Origin of the sequence: Phyllobacterium sp. YR531, from assembly GCF_000282595.1 — a bacterium.
Taxonomy (GTDB): Bacteria; Pseudomonadota; Alphaproteobacteria; order Rhizobiales; family Rhizobiaceae; genus Phyllobacterium.
Genome location: NZ_AKIZ01000038.1, coordinates 177,821 through 201,396, shown reverse-complemented (window position 1 = coordinate 201,396; position 23,576 = coordinate 177,821). Strand labels below are relative to the sequence as shown.

The following is a 23,576-nucleotide window of genomic DNA, read 5'->3' as shown; positions in this document are numbered from 1 at the left end:
CAGTTCATTGGACGCAATCGTAATTACATCTGTACCACAGGGCGATGCACCGCTTGAAATCAGAAAGGCATGGGTCGGCCTGACATTGCCTTTGCACGAGTTCTCCCGGCATGGTCCGGTTTCGATGCCAGCCATATCGGTCTTGGCCGCTTCGGAAGATATCTGGTTAAAGGTGAAACGAAAGTTTGGCTGGACTTACAAAGCGGAGAACTGGTGGGGTTATGTTGTACCCTCCGATCAGGCCATTCATATTCTTGAGGCTTCCTCGCCAATCGCTGCGCAGTGGTGGAGGAAGAATACGCCAGGCCTTTTACTTGCGGGTGACACACTGATGTTTGACGCTAATTGCTGCAAGCCATTGGAATCATCTGGGCACTAGACCGTTTTTCAGGAGACTTGAAGATGAACAGACCCGAATTCATTGGCCACTGGAAGGATATGGAGGGCCCGGATGATCGCCATTATCGCGGGGACAGTGAATTGCTCGCCATTCAGTCTTCGGTTGGCAAAAAGCTCGGCCTCACCCAAATTGGTGTCCATCACGAACGACTGCCGCCCGGCCGCCGTACCTCATTTCCGCATGCTGAAAGCATCGAGGAAGAGTTTGTATTCGTTGTCGAAGGAACACCAGACGTCTGGATCGATGGCCACCTGCATCGTCTGGTTGAAGGCGACAGCGTTGCGTTTCCTTCGGGTACCGGCATTGCGCATACGTTTATCAACAATAGTGATGCAGAAGTTCGGTTGCTTGTGATTGGCGAAGCCAACAAGCCCGGCGCGAAGATCATCTATCCAGTTGATCCCGAGCATGCCAAAACCAGAACGGACATCTGGCCGGATGCTCCAAAGCGCGATCTTGGACCGCATGACGGCAAACCGGATGCCTTGAAAAAATAGCATCTACTCCAGATGCACCTTGTGGCCCAGTGGGGTGCCAAAGTTCGGATCGATTTCGCGTTCGGCAAGAAACTCGATAAGAATATTCTTCCCACGCTCCCAATATTGAGTGCCGCCATCCTGCTGCTGGCGGCATATCCTCGTTTTACTCAAATCGAATAATTTGAAGTCAAGATTATCCAGACCGCCTTGATCATACAGTTCCGGCTTTGGAAACAGGCGGATCACATCGGTAAGCGGGCCTCGGTAAATTGGAACTTCGCCCGCACGGCTCGAATAGACGATCAATACAACATCTTTCATATCGGCTGTGTCGATGTTGAAACGCATTTTGACTGGTGGTGCTCCGGTAAGAGCCGCCAATATGCCGAGTTTGGTTTCATCCTGCAGAATGTTTTCAAATTCGGATCGTTCTATTTGCTGGCAATTGATCGATTTGAGGTTGCTTATGGTCTCAGGCTTTGAACAAGACGCCAGAGTAAGAACAAGGATTGGCCCCAAATACCAGCGATTCATAGTGCTTATCCTTGCTGTTAAATCCCCAGAGCGATTGCTTCCTAAACCTGCTCTGTTATCCAATCGGAAAATGCCTGCATGGCCATAGTGGGGAGGCGTGATTGCAATCTTGTCAGCCAATAGCTGCCAAGTGTTATCGACGTCTGGAACGGCTGTTGGACTGCACCGGAAGAAAGGTGCCGGGAGAACATCAAAGGCGGCGCCAACGCAACGCCGATACCCTGCAACGCGGCGTCCATCATGGCGAGCGATGAATCAAATACGATGCCTTTGCTCGCCTGCGGTGAAGCAGCGACACCCGCAGCCTCGAACCAACGGCTCCATTCGTCCTTGCGATAGCTTCGCAATAAAGGTTGATTGGCAAGGTCTGCCGGTTCACGCAGTTTCTCAGCAAACTCCGGGATGCATAGCGGTGATAGCGGTGCCTCGAACAGGCGAGTCGCTTCGGTGCCATGCCATGAGCCATCGCCGAACCTTATGGCGTAATCTAGCCCCTCCGCTGCAGGGTCCACGCGGTTATTATTTGTCGACAGCCGCACATCGACAAAGGGATATTTCCGCTGGAAATCGGGCAATCGCGGAAGCAGCCACCCTACGGCAAATGTACCGACTGCCCCCAGAAACAGCAGCTCACGCACATGCCCGCCTTCGATTCTTTCAAGTGTGTTTGCCAATTGGTCAAAAGAGCCGGTCACAACGGGCAGCAACGCTTCACCCTCGGCGGTAATTTTCAGCCCTCTCGGCAGGCGTTGAAAAAGCTGTACCCCGAGGCGGGCTTCAAGGCTTTTTACCTGCTGGCTCACCGCCGCCTGCGTCACGTAAAGTTCGATTGCGGCGCGGGTAAAGCTCAGATGCCGTGCAGAGGCTTCAAAAGCCCGCAGACCATTCAGTGGGAGGAAAGAGCGAACCATGATTGACCTAGTTTTTCTTATGTCAGATACCAGATATCATCGTTTGTCTTGAGATCACAGTGCCAATAGACATCTGCCCTGTAGCGATCATCGAGACAAGGAATTCGACCATGACACTGAAAACTGCCGCGGCGCTGACAGCCTCTCTTCTTGTTACCTGCTCATTCGTCACGCAAGGCCATGCCGCAGATGATGCAGACAAAATCAAGCCTGTTGTGGATGCCGCAATCCGGCCTGTCATGGACAAAAACACCATTCCCGGCATGGCGATCGGCGTAATCTTCGAAGGAAAATCCTATATTTTTGAATATGGCGTTGCTTCGAAAGAGACGGGCAAGGCAATCACGCCATCGACAATTTTCGAGGTCGGCTCGGTCAGCAAGACATTTGTCGCAACTCTCGCATCCTATGCGCAGGTCAATGGCCAGCTTTCGTTTTCCGATAAGGTAGAAAAGTATCTACCAGCGCTAAAGGGCACTGCATTTGGCGATGTTGCCTTGCTGCATCTGGCTACGCATACACCCGGCGGCTTCCCGTTGCAGGTGCCGGACGAGGTCAAAACCGATAAGCAGATGATGGCCTATCTGAAGAACTGGAAGCCGGCCTACAAGGTCGGAACAACCCGGACCTATGCAAATCCCAGCATTGGCATGCTTGGCGTTATTACCGCCAAAGCAATGAAGAAGGACTTCAGTTCGCTCATGGAAGGTCAGCTCTTTCCTGCGCTAGGGTTGACCAGCACCTACATCAACGTGCCGAAAAGCAAGATGGCTGATTATGCGCAGGGCTATTCGAGTAAGGACAAGCCGTCGCGAGTCAGCAAAGCCGTTTTGTCTGCCGAAGCCTATGGCGTAAAGACCACTGTCACGGATATGGTCCGCGTCATGCAGGCGAACATGAATATGGTGAAGCTGGACGCCAAGTTGCAGCAGGCGATCACCAACACGCATACGGGCTATTTCAAAGCCGGTGTAATGACCCAGGATTTGTTATGGGAGCAATATTCCTATCCTGTTGCGCTGGATGCGTTGCGGCTGGGTAATTCATCGAAAATTTCCTTGGAGCCGGTGCCTGTTGATGTAATCAATCCGCCATCAGCGCCGCGTGATGATGTTCTGATCAACAAGACTGGCTCGACCAACGGATTTGGCGCTTACGTGGCATTCGTTCCGGAAAAACAACTAGGTATCGTCATTCTTGCCAACAAATACTATCCCAACACGGAGCGTATCGAGGTTGCTCACGAAATCCTGACGAAGCTCGACGCAAGATAAAAATTCTCGTCGGCCAAGGCTGCCTGAACGGCTGCCAGCGTCCCGGTGCGGCTTGAATCTGCCGTATCGAGCACATGGTTCTCAAGTGTGCCAAGCGACGAAAACTGCTGATGCAAGGCGCTGATCGGTCCGGGATCGGTCAGCGTATTGCCTCCGCGCAAACGGCAGCGTTCAATCGCTTCTTCCAAAGCAGGCCGTAGTACAACGTAATGCAGCGGCACTGATAGTGCGCGGAATGGGTCAAGGAACCACGGGCCGATAATCCCGTCAACGACCACGAAAAACCCGCCTTTGGCGTAACGCTCCGCTGCACCCGCAAGAACATCAATCACAGTTTCATTCTGCGCATGGGCTTCCGGCAGAAAAGGCTGGATCAGCCCGCTTTTGATATAGTGCCAAAAATCATCCGAATGCAGGTGCACAGCCGGTATGCCAGACTCGGCAACGAGGAGTTCCGCAGTGGTACTTTTCCCCGAACCCGGAGGCCCGGTTAGGATCAGTATATGGCCCGCCAGATTTTCCATGTGATTTCCAATGTGGTTTTCGTTTGGTGAAAGAGCCTGAAATCCCCGGGCATGACAATAAAAAAACATACTCACAGTTGCATGTAACGCGAACTGCACCATGACTTGACTATTTCTGTCATATAAACAATTTTCTCGCCAAACACAGCATGGCACGAAAGCCAAACATGCAAAGGAAGCATCATGGATAGGTCACTTGATATCTACATAGGCTGGGATTCCCGCGAGCCCATCGCATATGAGGTAGCAAAATCCACCATCCTGAAAAACGCATCGATTCCGGTGAATGTGCACCCGATCATCCTGCAGGATCTCGTTGACAAGGGTGCCTACACCCGTGAGGTCGATCCGCTGGCATCAACGGAATTCACCTATTCACGCTTCTTCACACCATATCTGGCCGGGTATAAGGGCTGGGCGCTTTTTTGCGATTGCGATTTCCTGTTCTTCTCCGATGTCGCGGAATTGCTGCAATATCGCGATGAGAGCAAGGCTGTTGCTTGCGTCAAGCATGACTATCAGCCGAAGGCCGGGGTCAAGATGGATGGCAAGGTACAGACAACCTATCCGCGCAAGAACTGGTCGTCCTTCATGTTGTTCAATTGCGAACATCCGTCGACGCGCCAGTTGACGCCGGAACTGATCAACCGTGAAAGCGGCGCCTATTTGCACCGCATGCAATGGGCGCAGGATGATGAAATCGGTGAAATTCCGACGGAATGGAACTGGCTTGAAGGCTGGAACGACAAGCCCGCAAGCGGCTATCCGCATGCCGTGCATTTCACCAATGGCGGTCCATGGTTCAAGGATTGGCAGAATGTCGACTATGGCGATATCTGGACCAAGAAGGCGCTGGAAATCGATCCGGAATTCAAGCCAATCTGATCAAAAGAACAAATTAATCTTGCGTGGGAATTGCTTCGGCCAGCCTTGCCAAGCGGCAAACTGTTGCAGTTCCACCGCAAGTTGAAAAACAGCTTCTGCTTCCGCGAGAAAACGTATAGTTCTCAGTGACCTTGTGTACTTCTATACAGGGTTTGGAGTTGGACTGTTGAACGAGACGAAAATATTGGACGTTGTGCCAAACCCTGAGTTTCAGGCGGATATCGACGCGGTCAACCGCATCGGCGCTGTTCCTTCCATTCTGGACGTGGTCTGCCGCACCACAGGCATGGGTTTTGCTGCGGTGGCCCGGGTGACCGAAGATCGCTGGGTCGTTTGTCAGGTGCTCGATTCCATCAATTTTGGCATCAAACCCGGTGGCGAGCTGGAAGTCCGCACAACGCTTTGCGATGAAATCCGAGATTCGCGTGTGCCAATTGTCATCGACGAGGTTGCAATTGATCCGCTCTATCAAGGACATCATACGCCTGCAAAATATGGCTTTCAGAGCTATCTCTCCATGCCGATCATTCTACCGGGTGGAAAATTCTTCGGCACGCTTTGCGCAATTGATCCGCGCCCGATGAAACTCAAAAACCCTGGCACAATCGGCATGTTCAAGCTCTTTGCCGAGCTGATTGCCTTTCATCTGGATGCCAATGAGCGACTGGCCTCAACACAGGCCGAGCTTGTGGACGAGCGCAAGATTGCCGAATTTCGCGAACAGTTTATCGCCGTTCTTGGTCACGACCTGCGCAATCCGGTTGCCTCCATCGATGCGGGTACAAGGTTGCTCCAGCGCACACCGCTGAACGAACAGGCCGAAAAGATTGTGAGTTTGATCCGGGGCAGTGTCGTGCGCATGTCTGGCCTCATCGATAATGTGCTTGACCTTGCCCGGGCGCGATTGGGAAGCGGCCTCACGCTGGCTAGCAACGCCGACCAGCCGCTGAAGCCGGTCCTCGTGCAGGTAATTGACGAACTGGTTTCGGTCGGACTTGGCCAATCCATTGAGGCAAACCTCGATTTCGAAGACCCGGTAAAATGTGATCGTGAGCGGGTAGGGCAGTTGCTCTCAAACCTGCTCGGCAATGCCATCACCCATGGGGCGCCGAAAGGCACCATCTATGTCAATGCTGGCATCGCGAATAGCGCGTTTGAACTGTCTGTTACCAATAGTGGCGACCCCATTTTGCCCGAAACGCTCGACCAGCTCTTCATGCCATTTTTTCGTGGCCAATCGCGTCCGAGCCAGCAGGGGTTGGGACTGGGCCTTTATATTGCCTCAGAGATTGCGCGTGCGCATGGCGGAACATTGGTCGCTGCTTCCACTGCAGAAAAAACGCGTTTCACCTTCCGGATGCCACTGAAAAGCTGACAGTTGAAACAGGCAGCTTAAGCCACTGCTATCGCTTCGATTTCCAATAGCCATGCGCTGTCGAATATTTCCGTAATGATGACAGACATGGCAGGCGCTCTGTCTTGCAGAATCTCCGCTCGGACAGCCCGGTTTTCCAAGGCATAGGCGCGGTCCGCAAGAAAAACATTCACCTTCACCAGATTGTCGAGCGACATATCTGCCGCGCGCAATTGAGCTTCGATATTGCGCCAGACAAGCCTTGCCTGATCTCCAAAACTTTCGGGGAGAGTTCCGTCCGCTGCCACTGGTATTTGCCCGCTAATATAGAGCGTACGCTCGGGAGAGCGGACCTCAACGGCCTGCGAGTAGCCGCCGACAGATACTGGTGCATCGGCTGCATTGATCTTGCGTCTTTCCATTTAGATAAACTCCATTTCCCCATTCACGCCGGGCAACATATTGCATCATCAATGACAGTCATGATCGTTTAGTTTTGTGCAGGATCTTATTTTCCGGCAAAACAAATCAGGTTGCCGTCCGGGTCCTCAACAATGAATGTGCGTGAACCCCATGGTTCTGTGCGCAAAGCCTGATGGAAAACAATGCCTGCATCCTGATATTCCAGAAACAGCAGTTTGGAATTATCCAGCGTCAGGGTTGCAGAGATCGCGTCCCGCTCCCGCACACGAAACTGGCTGTCGAACACCCGCCCGCTCACTTTACGAAAATTGAGTCTTCCACCACCCCGAAAAAGTTGGGCGTAAAACGGCGGTTCGCCATAGGTGAACGCGATCTGAAAGCCAAGTTTTTCCACGTAGAATTGGCAGGCAATCGCGATATCGGAAACAAAAATCTGGGGTTCCGCTGCAAGAATGATTGGTGCATCGGCGGCTGGCGATTCTGCTTTTGTCATTGCGTCCACTCCTTTGATGAGCGCTGCCCAATCTTCAAAACCATATTGTCCGGCAACAAGCTGTTGCGCATCGTGGAGTTTGAACTCTGCGTCCAGGATTTCCCTATCGGTCAAATCGCGAAACCGCGGTAGGAATAGGCGGATTTGCTCTGCAACCGGATGACTGTGCTCGCGGTGCCATCGCAGATAGAGTTTGGCTTGTTTTCTGAGATTCTCGATATTGGGCATGGCGCTACTGTTGTTTCACTCATCATAGGCGGGCATTGCCCCTCCGGCCTGAAGCCGACGCGTCCTACAGCAGCACAAGCTATAGTAATACAGCGTAGCTGTTACATCAAGATCGCAGCCAGAGATGAGAAGTCACCAGATTCACACAGTCAATCACGATTATATAGCTTTTGGTTATGCTGCCGATCACATCTATATGTGTAGACATGTTGATCCCAACTCAACTACTTAGCGTTCGAATCTTGGCCTCTGAACGTGTAGAATATGACCAGCTCCCTTCAATTATCCCGTCGCACTTTTGTTTTCGGTTCTATGGCAGCAAGCGCTGCACTTGCCGGATGCACCACAACAACAACGCAAAACGTCGAAGTCAGGCCGGAGCCGCGTCCTGTACAGCCCTCGCTGCCAACCGGCGTGGCACCGGCGTCAGAACTTGAACTGCGCTATGCCGCCGTGCAGGATGGCGGGCATCTTATCCCCGCGATACCCTTTCAGCAGATGGACCCGAAATATTATCGCCAGCGCGTAGCGAACCCAACCGGCGAGCCCGCGGGCACCGTGGTCGTCGATACGCCCGGACGCTTCCTTTATCTGGTGGAGGCAGGCGGGCGCACGGCAATGCGCTATGGTGTTGGTATCGGCCGAGATGGATTTGCCTGGGAGGGTGAGGGGATTATTCATTGGCGCCAGCATTGGCCGCGCTGGAAACCACCGGCAGATATGATTGCAAGGCAGCCCGAGCTTGCAAAATTCTCGGTCGAAAACGGCGGAATGGAGCCGGGTGTTAAAAACCCGTTGGGCGCGCGGGCGCTTTATATCTTCCAGAACGGTCAGGACACGCTGTATCGCCTGCATGGATCACCGCAATGGCGATCTATCGGCAAGGCAACCTCATCCGGCTGTGTGCGGTTGATCAACCAGGACGCAATTGATCTCTATGATCGCGTGCCTTACCACGCACGTATTGTCGTCCATCAATCCCCGCTTGGCGCAGCGCCAGCGGAGGCTTAATGCCAGTTTCGTGTGAAATGCAGAGCCTGCATTTCACACTTTTATCCCGTCGATCGCGCGCAATTTGGGAATGATGAAATCTGTGAAAGCGCGAACGACCGGCCTCATGAATTTCGTGGAAGGGTAGGTTAAAAAGGCTTCCGTGGGCTTTACCGTATAGTCTGGGAGCACCCGGACAAGCAGGCCATCAGCCAGTTCTTTGGTGACAAGGTTTACCTGTACTGGGCCAATACCGCGCCCAGCCAAAAGACTGCTCGTCAGCACATTGGCGCTATTTGTTTTCAAAACCGGGCGTACGGTAATTTCAGTGGTCAGTTCGCCCTTGCAAAGGATCAAACTATCACGCGGCGAAAGGATGACAGTCGTTGCGACAATATCGCTTCCGACAAGCTGCTCCACAGTTTCAATTGGCCCTGCACGTTTCAGATATTCCGGTGATGCAACAAGAATACGCTGTATCCATCCGATCCGCCGGGCAATGATTTCCTGATTATCGATTCTGCCGTAACAGACGGCGAGGTCAAAATTCTCATAAACGAGGTCAACGGTTCGATTGTCCAGAATAAGATCAACGGTAACCGCGGGATGCTCGTCCTGAAACTGCATGATCATTCCGTGAAGGTGCTGTGCGCCGAGGCAGGACGGGGCATGAACCCGCAAATTGCCTTCGATTTCCCCCATATCCCGGCGAACGCCTTCGATTGCCGCATCTATCGATGCCAAGGCATTTCGGCTGGCTTCATAGAGCGTCATCCCATGAGCGGTAGGCCGCATGCTCCTTGATGACCGCTCAAGCAGCCTTGCATTTAAATGGCGCTCGAGATTACGCAGATGCTTGGTAACAGCAGGTTGCGATATCGCCAGATCGCGGGCAGCGCCGGTGACTGAGCCCTTTTCTACTGTCCTGACAAAAGCCCGCAACGCGGCATTGATATCCATCTATAACCCTCAGTTATGATTGTGCCGAAAGCATAACCAAACGGCCGATGTGGAGCAATTGCTGTTACCGCGGAAACGGTAACACCTTCGCGAGGTGGCTTGAGGACGGACTGATAGAGGATAAGCGGGGCAGCGTTACCGGGCGCGAAATCAGGAAGTTGCTCAGAATCTCAATCCGGATCAAGGATCGCATTTCAATGAGATTGCTCAGGCAGTCACCATTCTGGACATTCGATATAAGATCGGCTCACTCAAACAACCGCTTCCCTGCATTGTTCAATCTACCGGAAAAATTGGACAACCTGTCGTCTTTGCACAGCCAATGGACTGTTCACTATCCGCGCTCCAGTACAGCCACGCAGGAATCCAGGTCATTTGTTGCCAGATTGGTCATCGAAAGTGTCTGATGGCCGGGACAGATTTGTACACGCCTGATGTCGATACCGCCGCGGACCAGACGGGAGGCGCAGGTATGGCGCAGAATATGCGGGACAGCGCCAAGTCCAATTTGGCCTTCGCCTCGTTCCAGATTGCGCGGAACCGCACCTGATTGAGCATGGCAAAAGGCCCTTTCAATCGGCCATGTTTTGAGTACGTTTTGAAGCGTGGATTACACCATGCACAATGTGCATCGTGTTACTATTTGAATTAGATGCCCCGGCCGGATTTATATGCCAGCATTTAGGCAGAGCTTGGCTCATGGGCGCGCTGCTTCATTCATGCGCTCAGCACAGCGACACAAATTCCAGCCTGATGCGTGATCGGCGACCATTGCTACACGTTCAAAGGCAGAAGTGATCAAAATAATAGCTGGTCGTGTTGGTACTGGTACATGAGAACAATAGCAGTCATGCTTTAGGAACCGTGCCGCCCAGCGTCACACTTCCCCCGACAATGTTGTAGCAACGATGCCTGTGCAGGCCTGAGTTCATTCATGTTGTGTGGCGACTATTCTAGTCGTTCGCGGATCAAAGCACTGTCGAAATACGAGCTTAGTTTACTTGTATGAGGGTGTGATGCGTGGACGGGCTCAACGGGCGAGGATCGCTCTCCCGTTGGCAAGTTTCGGTACGAGATTACAGCCATTGGTTGGTAATCTCGCGTGCCTTCCACACCAATCGCTTAATGTTGTGATCGAGCCAACCGATTGCTACCTTATCCGCGCTCCAGTACAGCCACGCAGGAATCCAGATCATTTGTTGCCAGATGAGCATAGCGCATGGTCATCGATAGAGTTTGATGGCCGAGCCAGATTTGTACACGCCTGATGTCGATACCGCCGCGGACCAGACGGGAGGCGCAGGTATGGCGCAGAATATGCGGGACAACCTGAATTGTCTTGGCGTATTCAACTGAGCGTTGACTACCCGCGCTCCAAGACAGCCACGCAGGAATCCAGGTCATTCGTCGCCAGATGGGCATAGCGCATGGTCATCGACAGGGTTTGATGGCCGAGCCAGATTTGTACACGCCTGATGTCGAGCGGGCGTCCTGCAGATCATTCCAGGAAAGACCGATGGCCTCGCCCAAACGGCAGCCAGTATCAACCAGGAACACACTTAATCGGTAACTGTCCTCGCAACGAGATCGTACAGCGGAGAACAAACGTGCTTCCTCATCACTTTCGAGAAAGCGGATGCGGCCTTGCCGCTCTTTTTGTCTTCGGAACTCCGGCAGATTATAGATATCGCCCATTTTTGACGCTTTCCGGAGCAGTTTGCTCAAGGCAGCCATCTTTCTATTGATGGTAGCATTGCTATTGCCACGTTCGCGCAGGGTTCCGATCACAGAATCAAGCATCTCCTGCGTAAAAATGCTGAAACGCTGGCCGCCCAATATTTCACTGACCTCTCCAAGGAAAGAACGCACATTGGTTTTATGCGAGCCCTCATCCCAAAGGATGTTGATATATTGCGCAGTCAAATTGCCGAGAGAATATTCTTTAACCAGTCTTTTGGAACCATTACTGGCTGGCGAGTAGTTGAGATCATAGTCTAGACGGACCGAAAATGCCGATTCAAACCCTGATTGGCGGGGAGGCGGGGCAAATGCCGCAGATGAAATAGTCATGAAAATCGCGCTCTGTTCAATAAAACAATAAACTTGGAAATATATGCCAAGTTGTAGCTGTCTTCCCGAAAAGCGCAATCCGCGCAGCCATGCCTCTTTAGGCTAATAGACTTTCGTTTGATAAAGCCATAACCGGCGATACCAATTTTCAACCCAATGGGCCTCTGTCCAACCATTTCTCATCTCCTCGGCTCGCGGCCGGTCCGGAATCCTTCTCTGAAAATGTCTGTGCGCCGCTGGCACGAGCCCGAACCGAAATGGTTTTGTATAGCTTTGTGCCGTTTGAAACTGCCAACGCTGAAAATGGCTTGTTGATTTATGGATTGAGCGGAAAAGCCAACGCCGGGCAAACCCGGCGTTGGTAGATTTATCTAATGAAAGAATTAGAAATTGCGCTGGAAGCGAATGACGCCAGCGAATGCGTCGTCGTCACCGCGTTCGCCACCGAAGTTAGTATATTCAATTTCGGGGGTGACAACAAAGCCAGGAACCAGTTCATAGTTTACATTCAGAGCAGCAGCGATAGTGCCGTCATCTTCGTAAGCAACTTGACCGTTGATTTCTGCCTTTTCTGATACCTTCGCTGACAGTCCGGCCCAAATTGCGTAGTCACCATTCCACGTACCGTAGTAGCTATCTTCCGACTTGTAGCCGCCCAGTACAAATCCCGAAATAGTATCGTTGAACTTCACATCCAAACGAACTTTGCCAGCAAACTCTTCAACAACTGAGTCGTAGCCAACAACACCAGAAATCGCGCCCCAAGCCTGTTCAAACTTCGCACCTGCAACAACGTGCGGTAGATAGTCCTCAATGATATGGTCGCTATCACCCTGTTCTGCGCCTACGAAGGCAGAGAAACCATTGCCACCGGCAAAGGTGTAGCTGATCTGGTTTGTACGGCCACCGGCATACGAAATCACATCGTCGGCGATTACGTTACCGGCAGAACCGGTCCATGTATCAAACTGAGAATCTGTCAAACCGACGCGAAAGCCACCCAGTTCAATATAAGCATGAGTAAGAGTCGTAGTTTGGCCACCATCAACGGCGTTTTCTTGCAGAACATTGTCAACGGTCGTGTCTTTGCGGCCGACAGTGTAGTCAAAACGCGTCTCAATGAATGAGCGCAATGTACCGAGTTCGGTTTCCGAACGAGCATCAAAACGAACCGTAGCGCGAGATTGCCAGAGATAGGTTTCAAACTTGTCGCCGCTATAAACGTTGTCACCGCCAACAGCTTGAGTACGAACGTAACCACCAATCTTCAGGCATGTCTCTGTGCCAGGGATATAAAAGAAGCCAGCGCCGTATGCATCGCAAACGCGAACATATTCGACAGGCTCTGGTTCAGCGACGACAACTGCGTCTGCGGCGCGTGCGCCGGATACTGCAACGAGGGCTGCAGCGGAGCCGAGAAGTAGGCTCTTAATGTTCATTTCTGACCTCCAGTCAAGATTCGCCGGAGATCAGAGGCAAAAAGCCCATTATATTGAGGTTTAGTGGCCGACCGAGTTGGAAAACAGATTAACCACAAGAACGCCGGCTATAATGAGCGCCAGGCCAATGATTGCCGCAAGATCGAGCGTCTGGCGAAACCAGAACCAGCCGACAGCTGCAATCAGTACGATGCCCGCACCGGACCAGATGGCATAAACAACACCTACCGGGATGGTTCTGATAGGAATCGAAAGCAGATAGAACGCTGCGCCGTAGCCGAAGATGCAGACGAGAGATGGGATCAAGCGTGTAAAGCCTTCCGCCTGTTTCAGTGCGGAAGTGGCGATGACTTCAAAGATTATGGCAGCAAGGAGGTAAACATATGTCATGCGGGATCACCATTGAACGTAGAGCAACGCAAATACACTGCACAGAATGATTCCACTGCCCCGTGCGATGGCGGACAGATTTGCCGGTCAAAGGCTTGATTCGATTCAGTGACTCGCATTTCACCGCTTAGTAATGGCCGATTCTGCACAGAAGAGCCGTTCCAATACCGGCAAGTGCGTGCGGATTTTATTAAAATTCGGGTTACCTATATTACTGAGTGGTAAAGATATTGGAGACGGGACGGCGATTTCGTGGCTTTTGTGCAACAGCGCCCGGTCATAGAGCCTGCACAAGGCGTACCAGAGGACATTCGTGGTTGAAACGCGAGCGCTGGCGAGTATGGTCTGTCGAGAGGAAGGGCGTTACAGCATTTCTTCTTGCACTTAGGGGATGGGGACAGGTTGTCCTTCAGCCAAATTGGAATGCCCAGACCCATTTTTAACTTTGACTGGAGGTCAGAAATGAACATTAAGAGCCTACTTCTCGGCTCCGCTGCAGCCCTCGTTGCAGTATCCGGCGCACGCGCTGCAGACGCAGTTGTCGTCGCTGAACCAGAGCCTGTCGAATATGTTCGCGTTTGCGACACATACGGCGCTGGCTTCTTCTACATCCCAGGCACCGAAACCTGCTTGAAGATCAGCGGTTACGTTCGTTACGATGCAGTAGCTGGTGACGATCCTTACAACGGCGCTGAGCTTGGCACATGGGCAAAGCAGGCACGTGCGACCGTTCGTTTCGACGCACGTAGCGAAACAGAGCTTGGCACACTGCGTTCCTTCATCGAAACACGTTTCGATCACAAGGCATACGGCGGCAACGACGACAATGGTGTTGACGATGCTGGTTCATACTACAGCAACGGCGGCTACATCTCGCACGCTTACATCGAACTCGGTGGTTTCCGCGTTGGTGTTTCCGACTCCCTGTATGATACATGGACCGGTTCTGCTGGTAACGTGATCACAGATGACGCGATCGCTTATGCAGGCGGCCGTACAAACCAGATCAGCTACACTTTTGCTGGCGGCAACGGTTTCTCCGCTTTGATCGGCTTGGAACAGGGTGACTCTTCTCACCTGATCGAAGACTACATGCCACACGTTGTTGCTGGTGTGAAGTTTGAACAGGCTTGGGGTGGTATCTCCGCTGTTGCAGCTTACGACTCAGTTGTTGAAGAGTTCGCTGGTAAGGTTCGTTTGGACGTTAAGTTCACCGACACTGTATCCGGTTTCATCATGGGTGGTTATCAGTCCAACGAAGACGACTTTGATGTTGTTTCCGAAGGCGGCAACTACTACGGTTCATGGAACGGCGACTACGCAATCTGGGGCGGTCTGTCCGCTAAGGTTTCCGAAAAGGCAACTGTTAACTTCCAGGCTGCTTACGAAGAACAGGGCACATTCGCTGCTGCTTTGAACGTGAACTACGAAATCGTACCAGGCTTCGTAATCACTCCAGAAGTAAACTACGCTTCGTTTGACGAAGATCGTGGTTCAGGCGACGACGCTTTCACAGGTATCGTACGTTTCCAGCGTAACTTCTAATCCTTTACTGGATTGGTTGATTGGAACCCGGCAGCGCAAGCTGTCGGGTTTTCTTTTGTTTGCAGGTCCTGATTCTCTGCCCGCCGCATGTTGATATCGCTGCCCGTATCAGGCAGAACATCGGTACAACTCGCCGAATACAAGGACAGGTTTGAAATGCGCGCCTTAAAGAGCTGGTTCTGGCCAGGTATCATCACCATCGCGCTTCTCACAGTTCTTGCCGGCTGGTTTCTTGCCGGTCCGATTGATGCACGCATCACCGATGCGGCGAACGCAGCGCTCGAAACGCAAAATGACTGGGCCAGCGCTGAAGTCGACGGCCGCGATCTGATCCTGAAGGGCGTTGCACCATCGGAAGAAGCGCTGGCCGATGCGTTGAAAATCACCAATGACATCACCGGCGTGCGCATTGTCGACAATCAAACCACCCTTTTGCCGCTTGCGGAGCCATTTTCCTTTGTTGTCACCAAGTCGGATGATGGAATCCTGCTTTCAGGCAATGTTCCTTATGGCGATATGCGTGCAAAAATTCTTGCTGCTGCAGAGCTTGCCATGCCGGGCATAGAGATTCTGGATGAAATGGCAGTTGCGCGCGGCGCACCACCCGCCTTCTTTGATCTTGCGCAATTTGCTTTGGGACAGGCCGCACAATTGACCAATGGCGAAGTGGAAATCTCGGGAAAAACCTATACGATCAGGGGCACGGCGGCGAGTGCCACCGACTATACTGCTATAAATGATGCCTTGAAGAAGCCGCTTCCCGGAGATGCTGCTTTAAGTGAAATCAAGTTGGTCGCACCGTCCGGGCAAGGCGGTTAGAGGGAGCACTTGGATGTGGTACATGATTTCGCAATTATGGCTCTTCCTGCTTGTCGCCATTTTGGTGGGATTCTATGTTGGCTGGTCAACCAGTGACGGAAAAATCAGTTGAATCTGTTTGAGTGCGGGAGATAGAACGCGATGGTCACATTCATTCTTCAAGCGTTGTTTCTCATTGCGGCAGCCTTTATCATTGGCGCTATTTTAGGTAATATTTTCAGGCGCTTATCACCGAAGAAACCTTCGGCTGCTGAAAGCTCCACTCGTGCTGCCGATCTGCGTCTTGCCTCTCAATCCACGCTTGTGGCTGGCAACGACGATGTGAAGAAATCAGCTGTCGCGGCCGCTGCCATGATCCCGCCGGCAGAGCCGGTTCCAGCTGGGCGCGTCAACGCGCCTCGAAAATCCACATTAAATAAGGTTGAACTTCAACCCGCATTGCGCAATCCCCGTCAGGATGATGCCAATCGTCCCGCTTCTTTGAAAAACGCCCGCCGAGGCAAGCCTGACAAGCTGATTGAAATTGACGGTATCGGAGCGGTCATTGAATCGAAGCTCTTCGCCCTCGGCATATATCATTTTGACCAGATTGCTGCCTGGACTGTTGAACAGGCCGATTGGGTGAGTATCGAAATCGGTTTCACAGGCAGGGCAGTGCGCGAGAATTGGGTCAAGCAGGCCGGGGCTTTGGTGAAATCAGCTAAGCCTAAAGCTGCCAGAAAAGTTGCAAATTAGCTTGCCGAAGGGCGAACCACGCACAGCATTACTGCTGTCTGACTAACTCCCACGCAAATCGACACCTGCTGCAAAAGCAGCAATCAGTTCTGGCAACCGCCCGGTTTCAAGAAACGGTGCGTGGCCCTGTCCATTGACATTGATGAATTGCAATGCGGGGTGGCGGCGGGTCATTTCATCAACTGTTTCCTGCGCCAGAAGCGTGGTGTTTTCTCCTCGGATTACCAGCAGCGGCAAGTCCTTCAACAGTTCAAACTGTGCCCAGAGATCCGGGAGTTTCGCGCTGAAATCAATTCCTTCGAGCGTTTTTAAAAGATTGGCATCATAATCTGAACGGATAACACCGTTTTCGTCGCGATAGATGGCATGGGCAAAGCGGTCCCAATCGGCATTGGTCAGAGCGGGGAAAGCCTTGCCATGCACTGCTTTTTGCAACGCGGCGGCTTGTTGCCAATCGGCGGGAGCTTTCGCGGTCGACAGATAATCACGGATCTGTCTGAAGCCTTCTGCAACGATCTCAGGCCCGATATCGTTGAAGATCACGCCGCTCAGGATGTGCGGGAAGACGACTGCGAGGACATGGATAACGAGTCCGCCGCGCGAGGTGCCGAGGAAAACCGCCCGCTCGATGTTGAGCGCCTTCAAACCTGCCAGCACATCGCCTGCTTCAATCCGGATATTGTAGTTTTTCCAATCCGGATCGTAGGCCGAAAGCCCGCGACCGCGATAATCGAATGTCACGACTTTACGCGGTGTTTCCGGATGGCTGGCAAGTGTCAGCGCAAGCTCGTGAAAATCCCGGCTGTTCCGCGTCAATCCGGGAAGACAGACAAGCGGCAGGTTTTCATTTTCGACTGTGGAGTTGTAAACGCGGGCATAAAGCTTCAACCCGTCTGGCGCATCGAAAAAGACTTCGTTGAAAGAACCGCTCACGATACTCGCTCCATTATAAAAATACCTCCCTGCTGCGGGCAGGGAGGACTAACCTTTCTCAAACGATCAGATAACTCAAGTCAGCCGCGGCGACCTGCCGTCAGGTCGCTTTCGATCTGAGCCTTGCCGGTTAGCCGTGCTTTATAGACCTGATAGTTTTCCATGACCCGCTGCACATAATTGCGTGTTTCGGTATAGGGAATCCGCTCGATCCAATCGACAACCTCATCTACCGACTTGCCGCGGGGATCGCCATATTTGGCTTTCCATTCATTGGCGCGCGTCGGTCCGGCATTGTAACCGGCAAATGTAAGCACATACGAACCATCGAACTTCGCTATCTGCTCACCGAGGAATTTCGCGCCGAGCGTGGCATTATAGGCGGCATCCGTGGTCAGGCGGGCCTGCGAATAATTCATGCCTGCACGTGTTGCCACACCTTTGGCAGTTCCGGGCAGGAGTTGCAGCAGGCCACGCGCACCGGCACTTGAAACGGCACCGGGATTAAACTCGCTTTCCTGCCGTGCAATCGCATAGGCAAGGGCAGTTCCCGACCCGGAAATATTGGCATTGCCCGGAATCGCACCGACGGGGTGCGAAAGTGCGCCCACATCAATACCGCGTTGCGCGGCTGCCTTGCCGACACGAAGGGCAACAAAATGGTTGTTCTTGCGTTCGGCCATTACGGCCAGCAAAGCCAGCTCGCCGGGACTATCAAGTTCTTGAGCAAGGCTGGTGTAGAGCATGGCAGCACGGCTGTCATAGTCTGTCTGTTCGAGCCGCTGTATCGCACGTACCGCTTCGCGACCGGCAAAGCGATTACGCTCGGCATCGGTTGGCTTGGGGTAGGGCAATTGCAAACTGTTCTGGCCGAGTTTGGCAGCGGCCAGCTGGCCGTAGAATGTCGTGCCGTAGCGGGAAGCGCGTGCATAATAGTCACGGGCGCTGCCTGCACTGCCTTCTTCAGCCGCACGGCCCAGCCAATAATAAGCACGTGATGCTGACATTGGCCGCGATGAGATTTCCGCTATACGAGCGAAATGGCGTTGCGCAGTTTTCGGATCACGAAGAGCCCGCAAGGCATACCATCCCGCGTGGAATTCCGCATCCGCGGCCACGCTTGGCGTTTCAGCGCTGTGCATGGCAGCCACACGGTAAGCACGTTTGGCATCGCCAATATCCAGCAATTCACGCGAGAGTACACGACGCTCCGTCCACCACGCATCCGGGTCTACAAGCGAAGCAGCATCGCGGGGTGCCGTGTTGATTACGTCCGCCGCTTCCTTGTATTTTTCCTGACGACGCAAATACTGCGCTTTGGCGAAAATATAGGCGGCATTAGATTTCCATGACCCGTCGACCTCAGCCAGCTTCTTGCCCGCATCGGGGGACTTTTGCAGCACAGCAGCAAAACCCTGATAAAGCGAGGAAGCATTGGCAAGCTTGGCAACACGGCCGGCAGATTTGACCTTGCCTTCGTAAAGCATGGTCAGCATTCGTGTCAGATGGTCGGAACGCGAAATGACCTGCGAAAATTCCTTCAGGACCATTGCTTCCTGATTGTCATCAAGCTTTTTGCTGCGCCAGAACGGTCCCAGTACTGCCTGTGCCGCACGGGCATTGCCGTTAGCAACATGGGCGCGGGCAAGAATGACAACGCCTTCCACTGTCTGTGGCGCAGTATTTCCAAAGGCATTGATAACAACCGAAGGCGCCGGATTTTCCTTGTAAAGCGCCCGTTCGGAATTGTTCCGGAAAGTGGCCATGCCCGGCCAGCCCGGAAGCTCTGCCGCAGCATTGGCAATCTCGGAAGAGGGGAGACCTGGAGCATTGGAGAGACCGATTGCCCATGTCAGGATATGGCGGTCCAGCGCCTGAGCAGGCAGGCCATTACGAATGCCAACCGCACGCCGTACATCACCGGACGAAATTGCATCAAGTCCGCTCTTCAAGCTTCCGGCGATGGCTGACGGCTTGGAAGGCTGCGCTATTCCAGACGTCGTAACAGGGTCCGGATGGGTGATCGCCTGCATGGCCGGATTAGCCCGCGTCTGGGTCGGGGCAAAGGGACGCAATGTAGGTGTTGGCACGCCATTTTGGGCATGGGTCGTCGTTACCGCCAGGGCGCAGGCGGATCCGAGAAGAACAAGACGCAAAACAGAAGTTCTCAGCATACAGACTACCGGTTATTCAAAGGGTTGGATCCATGGCCCCTGATCCAGAGACCTGTAAACCAGATAATAATGGCGGACGTATGAAAGCGGTATTAACGAAAGGTTATCCCGCTCGATTGGATTTGAACAGATCAAAGGCAACAAGCCCCTGTTTCCCGTTCGAACTCAAAACTTGATCGTTGCGATCACGGAAGTGTGAAAAGAGAATTGGGCAGCAGATTGCTGATATTGAAGAAATACCGGCTCATCATCATTTGAATGATTGTTTAATTGAACGATCGTTTCATTAATTTGGGTGGCTGTTGCCCCAAATTGACCATGCAGCGTGCAAAAAAGGCCATGTGAGTCGTGTTTTTTCGAATTGGAGAGAAGCTCTCTGGGAAAAATCATAAAAACGCGAGCAAAATCGCAAAATTTGGGAGCAAAATAGCAACTTTCGCATGTAAAATGGTTGCGTGAGGTTGTTGATTTTCATAACGCAAATGAACTTGTGCCGTAAGGCTCGTCCGACTATGGTGCGCCACCTTCTTTCCGGCTAAGGAAAGTTGAAAATCGATTGTTATTCTGGAGTTTCCCATGCTGAAAGGCTCAATTACCGCACTCGTCACGCCATTTCTCGATGATGGTGCGTTTGACGAAAAAGCCTTTCGCAGCTTTGTTTCCTGGCAAATAGAAGAGGGAACAAATGGCCTTGTCCCCGTTGGTACAACCGGCGAATCCCCAACGCTTTCCCACGCGGAACACAAGCGTGTTGTCGAGGTTTGCATTGAGGAAGCGGCTGGAAAAGTGCCCGTTATCGCTGGCGCCGGATCAAACAATACCCGCGAAGCCATTGAATTAGCTGAGTTTTCTGAAAAGGCGGGCGCGGATGCAATTTTGGTTGTCACACCCTATTACAACAAGCCCAGCCAGCGCGGTCTTTACGCCCACTATAAGGCGATTGCTGAATCCGTATCACTGCCAATCATCATTTACAATATTCCGGGTCGCTCGATTATAGACATGACGCCGGAAACGATGGGTCAACTGGCCAATGATTTCAAGAACATCGCTGGCGTCAAGGATGCGACGGGCAAGATCGAACGCGTCTCTGAGCAGCGCATTAGCTGTGGTAAGGACTTCATTCAATTGTCCGGCGAAGATGCTACCGCGCTAGGTTTCAATGCTCACGGCGGCGTAGGTTGCATTTCAGTGACATCCAACGTGGCACCACGCCTTTGTGCTGAATTTCAGGCGGCAACACTTGCCGGAGATTATGCCAAGGCGTTGGAAATACAGGATAAATTGATGCCATTGCACAAGGCTATGTTCATTGAGCCAAATCCCAGCGGCCCGAAATACGCGCTTTCCAAGCTCGGCAAAATACAAAATGCACTGCGCTCCCCTATGGTTCAGATCGAAGCTGCCACTGCGGCCCGTATCGATCAGGCAATGCGTCACGCGGGACTGGTGAATTAAGGTTAGAAATCCCATATATATTGCATGAATAAGCCCAAAACTGCTTCAAAACCCATAACGGTTCGCAAAATCATTGCCGAAAACCGTAAAGCTCGCTTCAATTTCGAGATTCTCGACACGCTAGAGGCTGGCATCGTTCTGGCTGGTACTGAGGTCAAATCCCTTCGTAACAACCAGTCGAATATTGCCGAGAGCTATGCAAGTTTCGAAAATGGTGAATTCTGGCTGATCAACTCCTATATCCCTGAATATCTACAGGCGAACAGGTTCAATCATCAGCCGCGTCGCCATCGTAAGCTATTGATAAGCAAGCGTGAAATGTCGCGCCTTGGTCAATCGGTGGATCGTGAAGGCATGACAATTGTGCCGCTGAAACTCTATTTCAACGATCAGGGCAGGGCGAAGCTGGAGATTGCAGTTGCCCGCGGCAAAAAGCTGCACGATAAACGCGAGACTGAAAAGCAACGCGACTGGAACCGGGAGAAATCCCGACTGCTGCGGGATCGTGGCTGATAACTGGTTCTAGAATTTACCCAGTAATATCATTGAGATAGCGTCGAACTTCCGCAAAAACGCTCTTGAACATCGGGGTTGTCAAACGCCCGGTATTCGTGTTGTAGCGCGAGCAATGATAGCTGGAGAAAATGCGGATATTGCCAATATCGTTTTGCCCGCCATGGCTGAACGGATATTTCGCAACCGGTCTTTTAAATGCCCGGACTGTCGACTGATGTGCGATTGTTCCAAGAGTAACAATAGCCCTTAAATTACTGAATTGTTCTATAGTGGGCGTAAGAAACCGTCGGCAATTACTGATTTCGCCACCAACCGGCTTGTTTTCCGGTGGAACGCATCTGACAGCATTCGTGATGGATGCATTCACCAGTTGCAGTCCGTCATCGGGGCGCGCTGCAAATGTTCCACGCGAGAAGCCATACTCGGATAGCGTGCTGTAGAGCAGATCGCCCGCGTAATCGCCGGTAAATGGTCGTCCGGTGCGGTTGGCTCCGCGAACGCCGGGAGCAAGACCAACAATCAACAATTGTACGGAATCAACACCGCCAACAGGCAAAAATGTTGGTACAGGCGCATTGTGCCAGTTTGGCTCCTTTAGCCGCCACTCGGCGATAAAGTCATGTAAACGCTGGCAAATCGGGCAATCTGGGGAGGGTTCGACACTCATAGGTCGCTAGAAAGCATAATGCCGCACGGATTTCCATGCGGCATTTTCTTGATCCTGTTTAAAGGCTCAATATTCGACTTGTTCTTCTTCGATACGCTGACGTGGCGCACGCTCTGAAGCCTCGCGGCCGATTTCATTGCGTAGCGATGTTAGGTCGATGAAGTGGTCAGCCTGACGGCGCAGTTCGTCGGAAATCATTGGCGGCTGGGTTGAAAGCGTTGAAACAACGCTGACCTTGCGGCCTTTCCGCTGCAGAGCTTCTACTAGAGAGCGGAAATCGCCGTCTCCGGAGAAGATAACAAAGTGATCTACTGTATCAGTAAGTTGCATAGCATCGACAGCAAGTTCGATGTCCATATTGCCCTTGATCTTACGACGGCCAGCAGAATCAGTAAATTCCTTAGCAGGCTTGGTTACAACCTTGTAACCGTTATAGTCTAGCCAGTCTATCAAAGGGCGAATTGAAGAGTATTCTTGGTCTTCAACTAGTGCAGTATAATAATAAGCCCGCAACAAATACCCACGCTTCTGAAAAGCTGTGAGCAACTTGCGGTAATCAATATCAAATCCAAGTACCTTGGAAGCTGCATATAGATTTGCACCGTCAATGAACAAGACGATCTTTTCCCGTGGGTCAAACATAATAAGGTTCCATTTCGAAAATCTGAGCGTCAATTTCAAATGAGCTTGTTTTGTAAAGTAGCCCGATCTGATCTTATACGAAAGTCTAATATATTAAGTACGTCGAGTTCGCAGAAAAGCCAATACCCCGGCTTGCAATTTTGTACACATAACTAGACAGAAGTGTTCAATATTCGGTTGATTTTCACCTCTAACATTCGAACGCGTTGAATCTGTGACGCGCTTTTGCTTGTTTTTTGCCTGCAACCGCGTTATGTCCGCAGTAATCCGCTAATTCGTTTAAAAATGAAAGGGGCAGTTCATGGCCCGCGTCACTGTTGAAGATTGCGTTGACAAGGTAGAGAACCGTTTTGAACTGGTTCTGCTTGCCAGCCATCGCGCCCGTCTTATTTCGCAAGGCGCTGCGATCACTATCGATCGCGATAATGATAAGAACCCCGTTGTTGCGCTGCGCGAGATTGCAGACGAAACGCTGTCGCCAGGCGACCTGAAGGAAGACCTCATTCATTCCTTGCAGAAGCATGTTGAAGTTGATGAACCTGAAGCTGCCGCATCTGTACCGGTTGCTGCAATCGAAGGTCAGGTTGCTGAAACTGCAGCTGACGACGATGACAATGTTTCCTTCGACTCCATGTCTGAAGAAGAATTGCTGGCTGGCATCGAGGGTCTTGTGGCCCCGGAAAAAAGCGACGACTACTAATCAAATATCGCGTGAAAGCGCGATAAGCAGCCA

24 protein-coding genes and 2 pseudogenes are annotated in these 23,576 nt (G+C 52.1%); 12 read left to right on the top strand and 14 right to left on the bottom strand.

Annotation, left to right across the window (positions count from 1 at the left end; translation table 11 throughout):
- Positions 1–7 precede the first annotated feature (7 nt).
- The gene (locus PMI41_RS22465; RefSeq protein ID WP_008128707.1) at positions 8–379 is read left to right on the top strand and encodes a hypothetical protein; all 372 of its coding nucleotides are present in this window, start codon (positions 8–10) and stop codon (positions 377–379) included.
- A gap of 23 nt (positions 380–402) precedes the next feature.
- Positions 403–897 (top strand): cupin domain-containing protein, encoded by a 495-nt coding sequence (locus PMI41_RS22460; protein WP_008128706.1) that lies wholly within the window; start codon positions 403–405, stop codon positions 895–897.
- 3 nt (positions 898–900) lie between these two features.
- Here the strand turns inward: PMI41_RS22460 and PMI41_RS22455 are convergent, their stop codons facing one another.
- Positions 901–1,413 (bottom strand): hypothetical protein, encoded by a 513-nt coding sequence (locus tag PMI41_RS22455; RefSeq protein WP_008128705.1) that lies wholly within the window; start codon positions 1,411–1,413, stop codon positions 901–903.
- A 41-nt stretch (positions 1,414–1,454) separates the two neighbouring features.
- On the bottom strand, positions 1,455–2,324 hold the full coding sequence (locus PMI41_RS22450; protein ID WP_008128704.1) for a LysR family transcriptional regulator: 870 nt from the start codon (positions 2,322–2,324) through the stop codon (positions 1,455–1,457).
- Between the two features lie 110 nt (positions 2,325–2,434).
- Here PMI41_RS22450 and ampC point away from each other — a divergent pair, with 110 nt between their 5' ends.
- Positions 2,435–3,598, top strand: coding sequence for a class C beta-lactamase (gene ampC, locus PMI41_RS22445; protein ID WP_008128703.1), 1,164 nt, complete (start codon positions 2,435–2,437; stop codon positions 3,596–3,598).
- Here ampC and PMI41_RS22440 read toward each other — a convergent pair.
- On the bottom strand, positions 3,565–4,122 hold the full coding sequence (locus tag PMI41_RS22440; protein ID WP_008128702.1) for an AAA family ATPase: 558 nt from the start codon (positions 4,120–4,122) through the stop codon (positions 3,565–3,567). The genes ampC and PMI41_RS22440 overlap by 34 nt on opposite strands.
- A 183-nt stretch (positions 4,123–4,305) precedes the next feature.
- Between PMI41_RS22440 and PMI41_RS22435 the strand changes: the two genes are divergently transcribed.
- Together PMI41_RS22435 and PMI41_RS22430 are read left to right on the top strand one after the other, a co-directional pair.
- Positions 4,306–5,007 carry a hypothetical protein gene (locus tag PMI41_RS22435; RefSeq protein ID WP_008128701.1) on the top strand — a complete coding sequence of 234 codons (702 nt, stop codon included), beginning with the start codon at positions 4,306–4,308 and terminating at the stop codon, positions 5,005–5,007.
- 166 nt (positions 5,008–5,173) lie between these two features.
- Positions 5,174–6,382 carry a GAF domain-containing sensor histidine kinase gene (locus PMI41_RS22430; RefSeq protein WP_008128700.1) on the top strand — a complete coding sequence of 403 codons (1,209 nt, stop codon included), beginning with the start codon at positions 5,174–5,176 and terminating at the stop codon, positions 6,380–6,382.
- Between the two features lie 17 nt (positions 6,383–6,399).
- Here the strand turns inward: PMI41_RS22430 and PMI41_RS22425 are convergent, their stop codons facing one another.
- Entirely contained in the window at positions 6,400–6,783 is a 384-nt protein-coding gene (locus PMI41_RS22425) for a RidA family protein (RefSeq protein WP_008128699.1), read from the bottom strand.
- An 86-nt stretch (positions 6,784–6,869) separates the two neighbouring features.
- Positions 6,870–7,505, bottom strand: coding sequence for a VOC family protein (locus PMI41_RS22420; protein ID WP_008128696.1), 636 nt, complete (start codon positions 7,503–7,505; stop codon positions 6,870–6,872).
- Positions 7,506–7,769: 264 nt separating this feature from the next.
- Between PMI41_RS22420 and PMI41_RS22415 the strand changes: the two genes are divergently transcribed.
- Entirely contained in the window at positions 7,770–8,516 is a 747-nt protein-coding gene (locus PMI41_RS22415; protein WP_040856412.1) for a L,D-transpeptidase, read from the top strand.
- A 33-nt stretch (positions 8,517–8,549) separates the two neighbouring features.
- On the opposite strand, the gene PMI41_RS22410 is transcribed toward PMI41_RS22415, so the two are convergent.
- The 5 genes and pseudogenes from PMI41_RS22410 to PMI41_RS22385 form a co-directional block, all read right to left on the bottom strand.
- Positions 8,550–9,455, bottom strand: a complete 906-nt coding sequence (locus tag PMI41_RS22410) for a LysR family transcriptional regulator (protein WP_008128691.1) — start codon at positions 9,453–9,455, stop codon at positions 8,550–8,552.
- 334 nt (positions 9,456–9,789) lie between these two features.
- Positions 9,790–10,034 (bottom strand): annotated as a pseudogene (locus tag PMI41_RS24820) (tyrosine-type recombinase/integrase); the annotation flags it as partial.
- A 576-nt stretch (positions 10,035–10,610) separates the two neighbouring features.
- Positions 10,611–11,525, bottom strand: a pseudogene (locus PMI41_RS22400) (site-specific integrase).
- A gap of 383 nt (positions 11,526–11,908) precedes the next feature.
- Positions 11,909–12,964 (bottom strand): porin, encoded by a 1,056-nt coding sequence (locus tag PMI41_RS22390; RefSeq protein WP_008128683.1) that lies wholly within the window; start codon positions 12,962–12,964, stop codon positions 11,909–11,911.
- Positions 12,965–13,024: 60 nt separating this feature from the next.
- Positions 13,025–13,354, bottom strand: coding sequence for a multidrug efflux SMR transporter (locus PMI41_RS22385; RefSeq protein ID WP_008128681.1), 330 nt, complete (start codon positions 13,352–13,354; stop codon positions 13,025–13,027).
- A 462-nt stretch (positions 13,355–13,816) separates the two neighbouring features.
- Here PMI41_RS22385 and PMI41_RS22380 point away from each other — a divergent pair, with 462 nt between their 5' ends.
- The 3 genes from PMI41_RS22380 to PMI41_RS22370 all read left to right on the top strand — a co-directional run bounded on the left by PMI41_RS22380 (position 13,817) and on the right by PMI41_RS22370 (position 16,453).
- Positions 13,817–14,899, top strand: coding sequence for a porin (locus tag PMI41_RS22380; RefSeq protein ID WP_008128678.1), 1,083 nt, complete (start codon positions 13,817–13,819; stop codon positions 14,897–14,899).
- A gap of 156 nt (positions 14,900–15,055) precedes the next feature.
- Positions 15,056–15,718 carry a BON domain-containing protein gene (locus PMI41_RS22375; RefSeq protein ID WP_008128676.1) on the top strand — a complete coding sequence of 221 codons (663 nt, stop codon included), beginning with the start codon at positions 15,056–15,058 and terminating at the stop codon, positions 15,716–15,718.
- A gap of 141 nt (positions 15,719–15,859) precedes the next feature.
- On the top strand, positions 15,860–16,453 hold the full coding sequence (locus tag PMI41_RS22370; protein ID WP_008128674.1) for a hypothetical protein: 594 nt from the start codon (positions 15,860–15,862) through the stop codon (positions 16,451–16,453).
- Between the two features lie 42 nt (positions 16,454–16,495).
- Here PMI41_RS22370 and PMI41_RS22365 read toward each other — a convergent pair whose 3' ends face one another.
- A complete protein-coding gene (locus tag PMI41_RS22365; protein ID WP_008128672.1) occupies positions 16,496–17,386 on the bottom strand; it encodes an alpha/beta hydrolase in 891 nt (296 codons plus the stop codon).
- Positions 17,387–17,466: 80 nt separating this feature from the next.
- Positions 17,467–19,560, bottom strand: a complete 2,094-nt coding sequence (locus PMI41_RS22360) for a lytic transglycosylase domain-containing protein (RefSeq protein ID WP_008128670.1) — start codon at positions 19,558–19,560, stop codon at positions 17,467–17,469.
- Positions 19,561–20,136: 576 nt separating this feature from the next.
- On the opposite strand from PMI41_RS22360, the gene dapA reads away from it, so the two are divergent.
- Positions 20,137–21,018, top strand: coding sequence for a 4-hydroxy-tetrahydrodipicolinate synthase (gene dapA / locus PMI41_RS22345; RefSeq protein ID WP_008128669.1), 882 nt, complete (start codon positions 20,137–20,139; stop codon positions 21,016–21,018).
- 24 nt (positions 21,019–21,042) lie between these two features.
- The gene (gene smpB / locus PMI41_RS22340; RefSeq protein ID WP_008128667.1) at positions 21,043–21,531 is read left to right on the top strand and encodes an SsrA-binding protein SmpB; all 489 of its coding nucleotides are present in this window, start codon (positions 21,043–21,045) and stop codon (positions 21,529–21,531) included.
- Between the two features lie 16 nt (positions 21,532–21,547).
- Here smpB and PMI41_RS22335 read toward each other — a convergent pair whose 3' ends face one another.
- Together PMI41_RS22335 and PMI41_RS22330 are read right to left on the bottom strand one after the other, a co-directional pair.
- Positions 21,548–22,201 (bottom strand): uracil-DNA glycosylase, encoded by a 654-nt coding sequence (locus PMI41_RS22335; protein WP_008128665.1) that lies wholly within the window; start codon positions 22,199–22,201, stop codon positions 21,548–21,550.
- A 66-nt stretch (positions 22,202–22,267) separates the two neighbouring features.
- Complete coding sequence (locus PMI41_RS22330) at positions 22,268–22,843, bottom strand: NYN domain-containing protein (protein ID WP_008128663.1); 576 nt, start codon at positions 22,841–22,843, stop codon at positions 22,268–22,270.
- A gap of 301 nt (positions 22,844–23,144) precedes the next feature.
- On the opposite strand from PMI41_RS22330, the gene rpoZ reads away from it, so the two are divergent.
- Positions 23,145–23,543 (top strand): DNA-directed RNA polymerase subunit omega, encoded by a 399-nt coding sequence (gene rpoZ / locus PMI41_RS22325; protein ID WP_008128661.1) that lies wholly within the window; start codon positions 23,145–23,147, stop codon positions 23,541–23,543.
- The last annotated feature ends 33 nt before the right edge of the window (positions 23,544–23,576 follow it).

Coding starts and splice junctions, on each gene's coding strand:
- PMI41_RS22460 (WP_008128706.1), top strand. CDS start 403: ATGAACAGACCCGAATTCATTGGCCACTGGAAGGATATGGAGGGCCCG.
- PMI41_RS22455 (WP_008128705.1), bottom strand. CDS start 1,413: ATGAATCGCTGGTATTTGGGGCCAATCCTTGTTCTTACTCTGGCGTCT.
- PMI41_RS22450 (WP_008128704.1), bottom strand. CDS start 2,324: ATGGTTCGCTCTTTCCTCCCACTGAATGGTCTGCGGGCTTTTGAAGCC.
- ampC (WP_008128703.1), top strand. CDS start 2,435: ATGACACTGAAAACTGCCGCGGCGCTGACAGCCTCTCTTCTTGTTACC.
- PMI41_RS22440 (WP_008128702.1), bottom strand. CDS start 4,122: ATGGAAAATCTGGCGGGCCATATACTGATCCTAACCGGGCCTCCGGGT.
- PMI41_RS22435 (WP_008128701.1), top strand. CDS start 4,306: ATGGATAGGTCACTTGATATCTACATAGGCTGGGATTCCCGCGAGCCC.
- PMI41_RS22425 (WP_008128699.1), bottom strand. CDS start 6,783: ATGGAAAGACGCAAGATCAATGCAGCCGATGCACCAGTATCTGTCGGC.
- PMI41_RS22420 (WP_008128696.1), bottom strand. CDS start 7,505: ATGCCCAATATCGAGAATCTCAGAAAACAAGCCAAACTCTATCTGCGA.
- PMI41_RS22415 (WP_040856412.1), top strand. CDS start 7,770: ATGACCAGCTCCCTTCAATTATCCCGTCGCACTTTTGTTTTCGGTTCT.
- PMI41_RS22410 (WP_008128691.1), bottom strand. CDS start 9,455: ATGGATATCAATGCCGCGTTGCGGGCTTTTGTCAGGACAGTAGAAAAG.
- PMI41_RS22390 (WP_008128683.1), bottom strand. CDS start 12,964: ATGAACATTAAGAGCCTACTTCTCGGCTCCGCTGCAGCCCTCGTTGCA.
- PMI41_RS22385 (WP_008128681.1), bottom strand. CDS start 13,354: ATGACATATGTTTACCTCCTTGCTGCCATAATCTTTGAAGTCATCGCC.
- PMI41_RS22380 (WP_008128678.1), top strand. CDS start 13,817: ATGAACATTAAGAGCCTACTTCTCGGCTCCGCTGCAGCCCTCGTTGCA.
- PMI41_RS22375 (WP_008128676.1), top strand. CDS start 15,056: ATGCGCGCCTTAAAGAGCTGGTTCTGGCCAGGTATCATCACCATCGCG.
- PMI41_RS22370 (WP_008128674.1), top strand. CDS start 15,860: ATGGTCACATTCATTCTTCAAGCGTTGTTTCTCATTGCGGCAGCCTTT.
- PMI41_RS22360 (WP_008128670.1), bottom strand. CDS start 19,560: ATGCTGAGAACTTCTGTTTTGCGTCTTGTTCTTCTCGGATCCGCCTGC.
- dapA (WP_008128669.1), top strand. CDS start 20,137: ATGCTGAAAGGCTCAATTACCGCACTCGTCACGCCATTTCTCGATGAT.
- smpB (WP_008128667.1), top strand. CDS start 21,043: ATGAATAAGCCCAAAACTGCTTCAAAACCCATAACGGTTCGCAAAATC.
- PMI41_RS22335 (WP_008128665.1), bottom strand. CDS start 22,201: ATGAGTGTCGAACCCTCCCCAGATTGCCCGATTTGCCAGCGTTTACAT.
- PMI41_RS22330 (WP_008128663.1), bottom strand. CDS start 22,843: ATGTTTGACCCACGGGAAAAGATCGTCTTGTTCATTGACGGTGCAAAT.
- rpoZ (WP_008128661.1), top strand. CDS start 23,145: ATGGCCCGCGTCACTGTTGAAGATTGCGTTGACAAGGTAGAGAACCGT.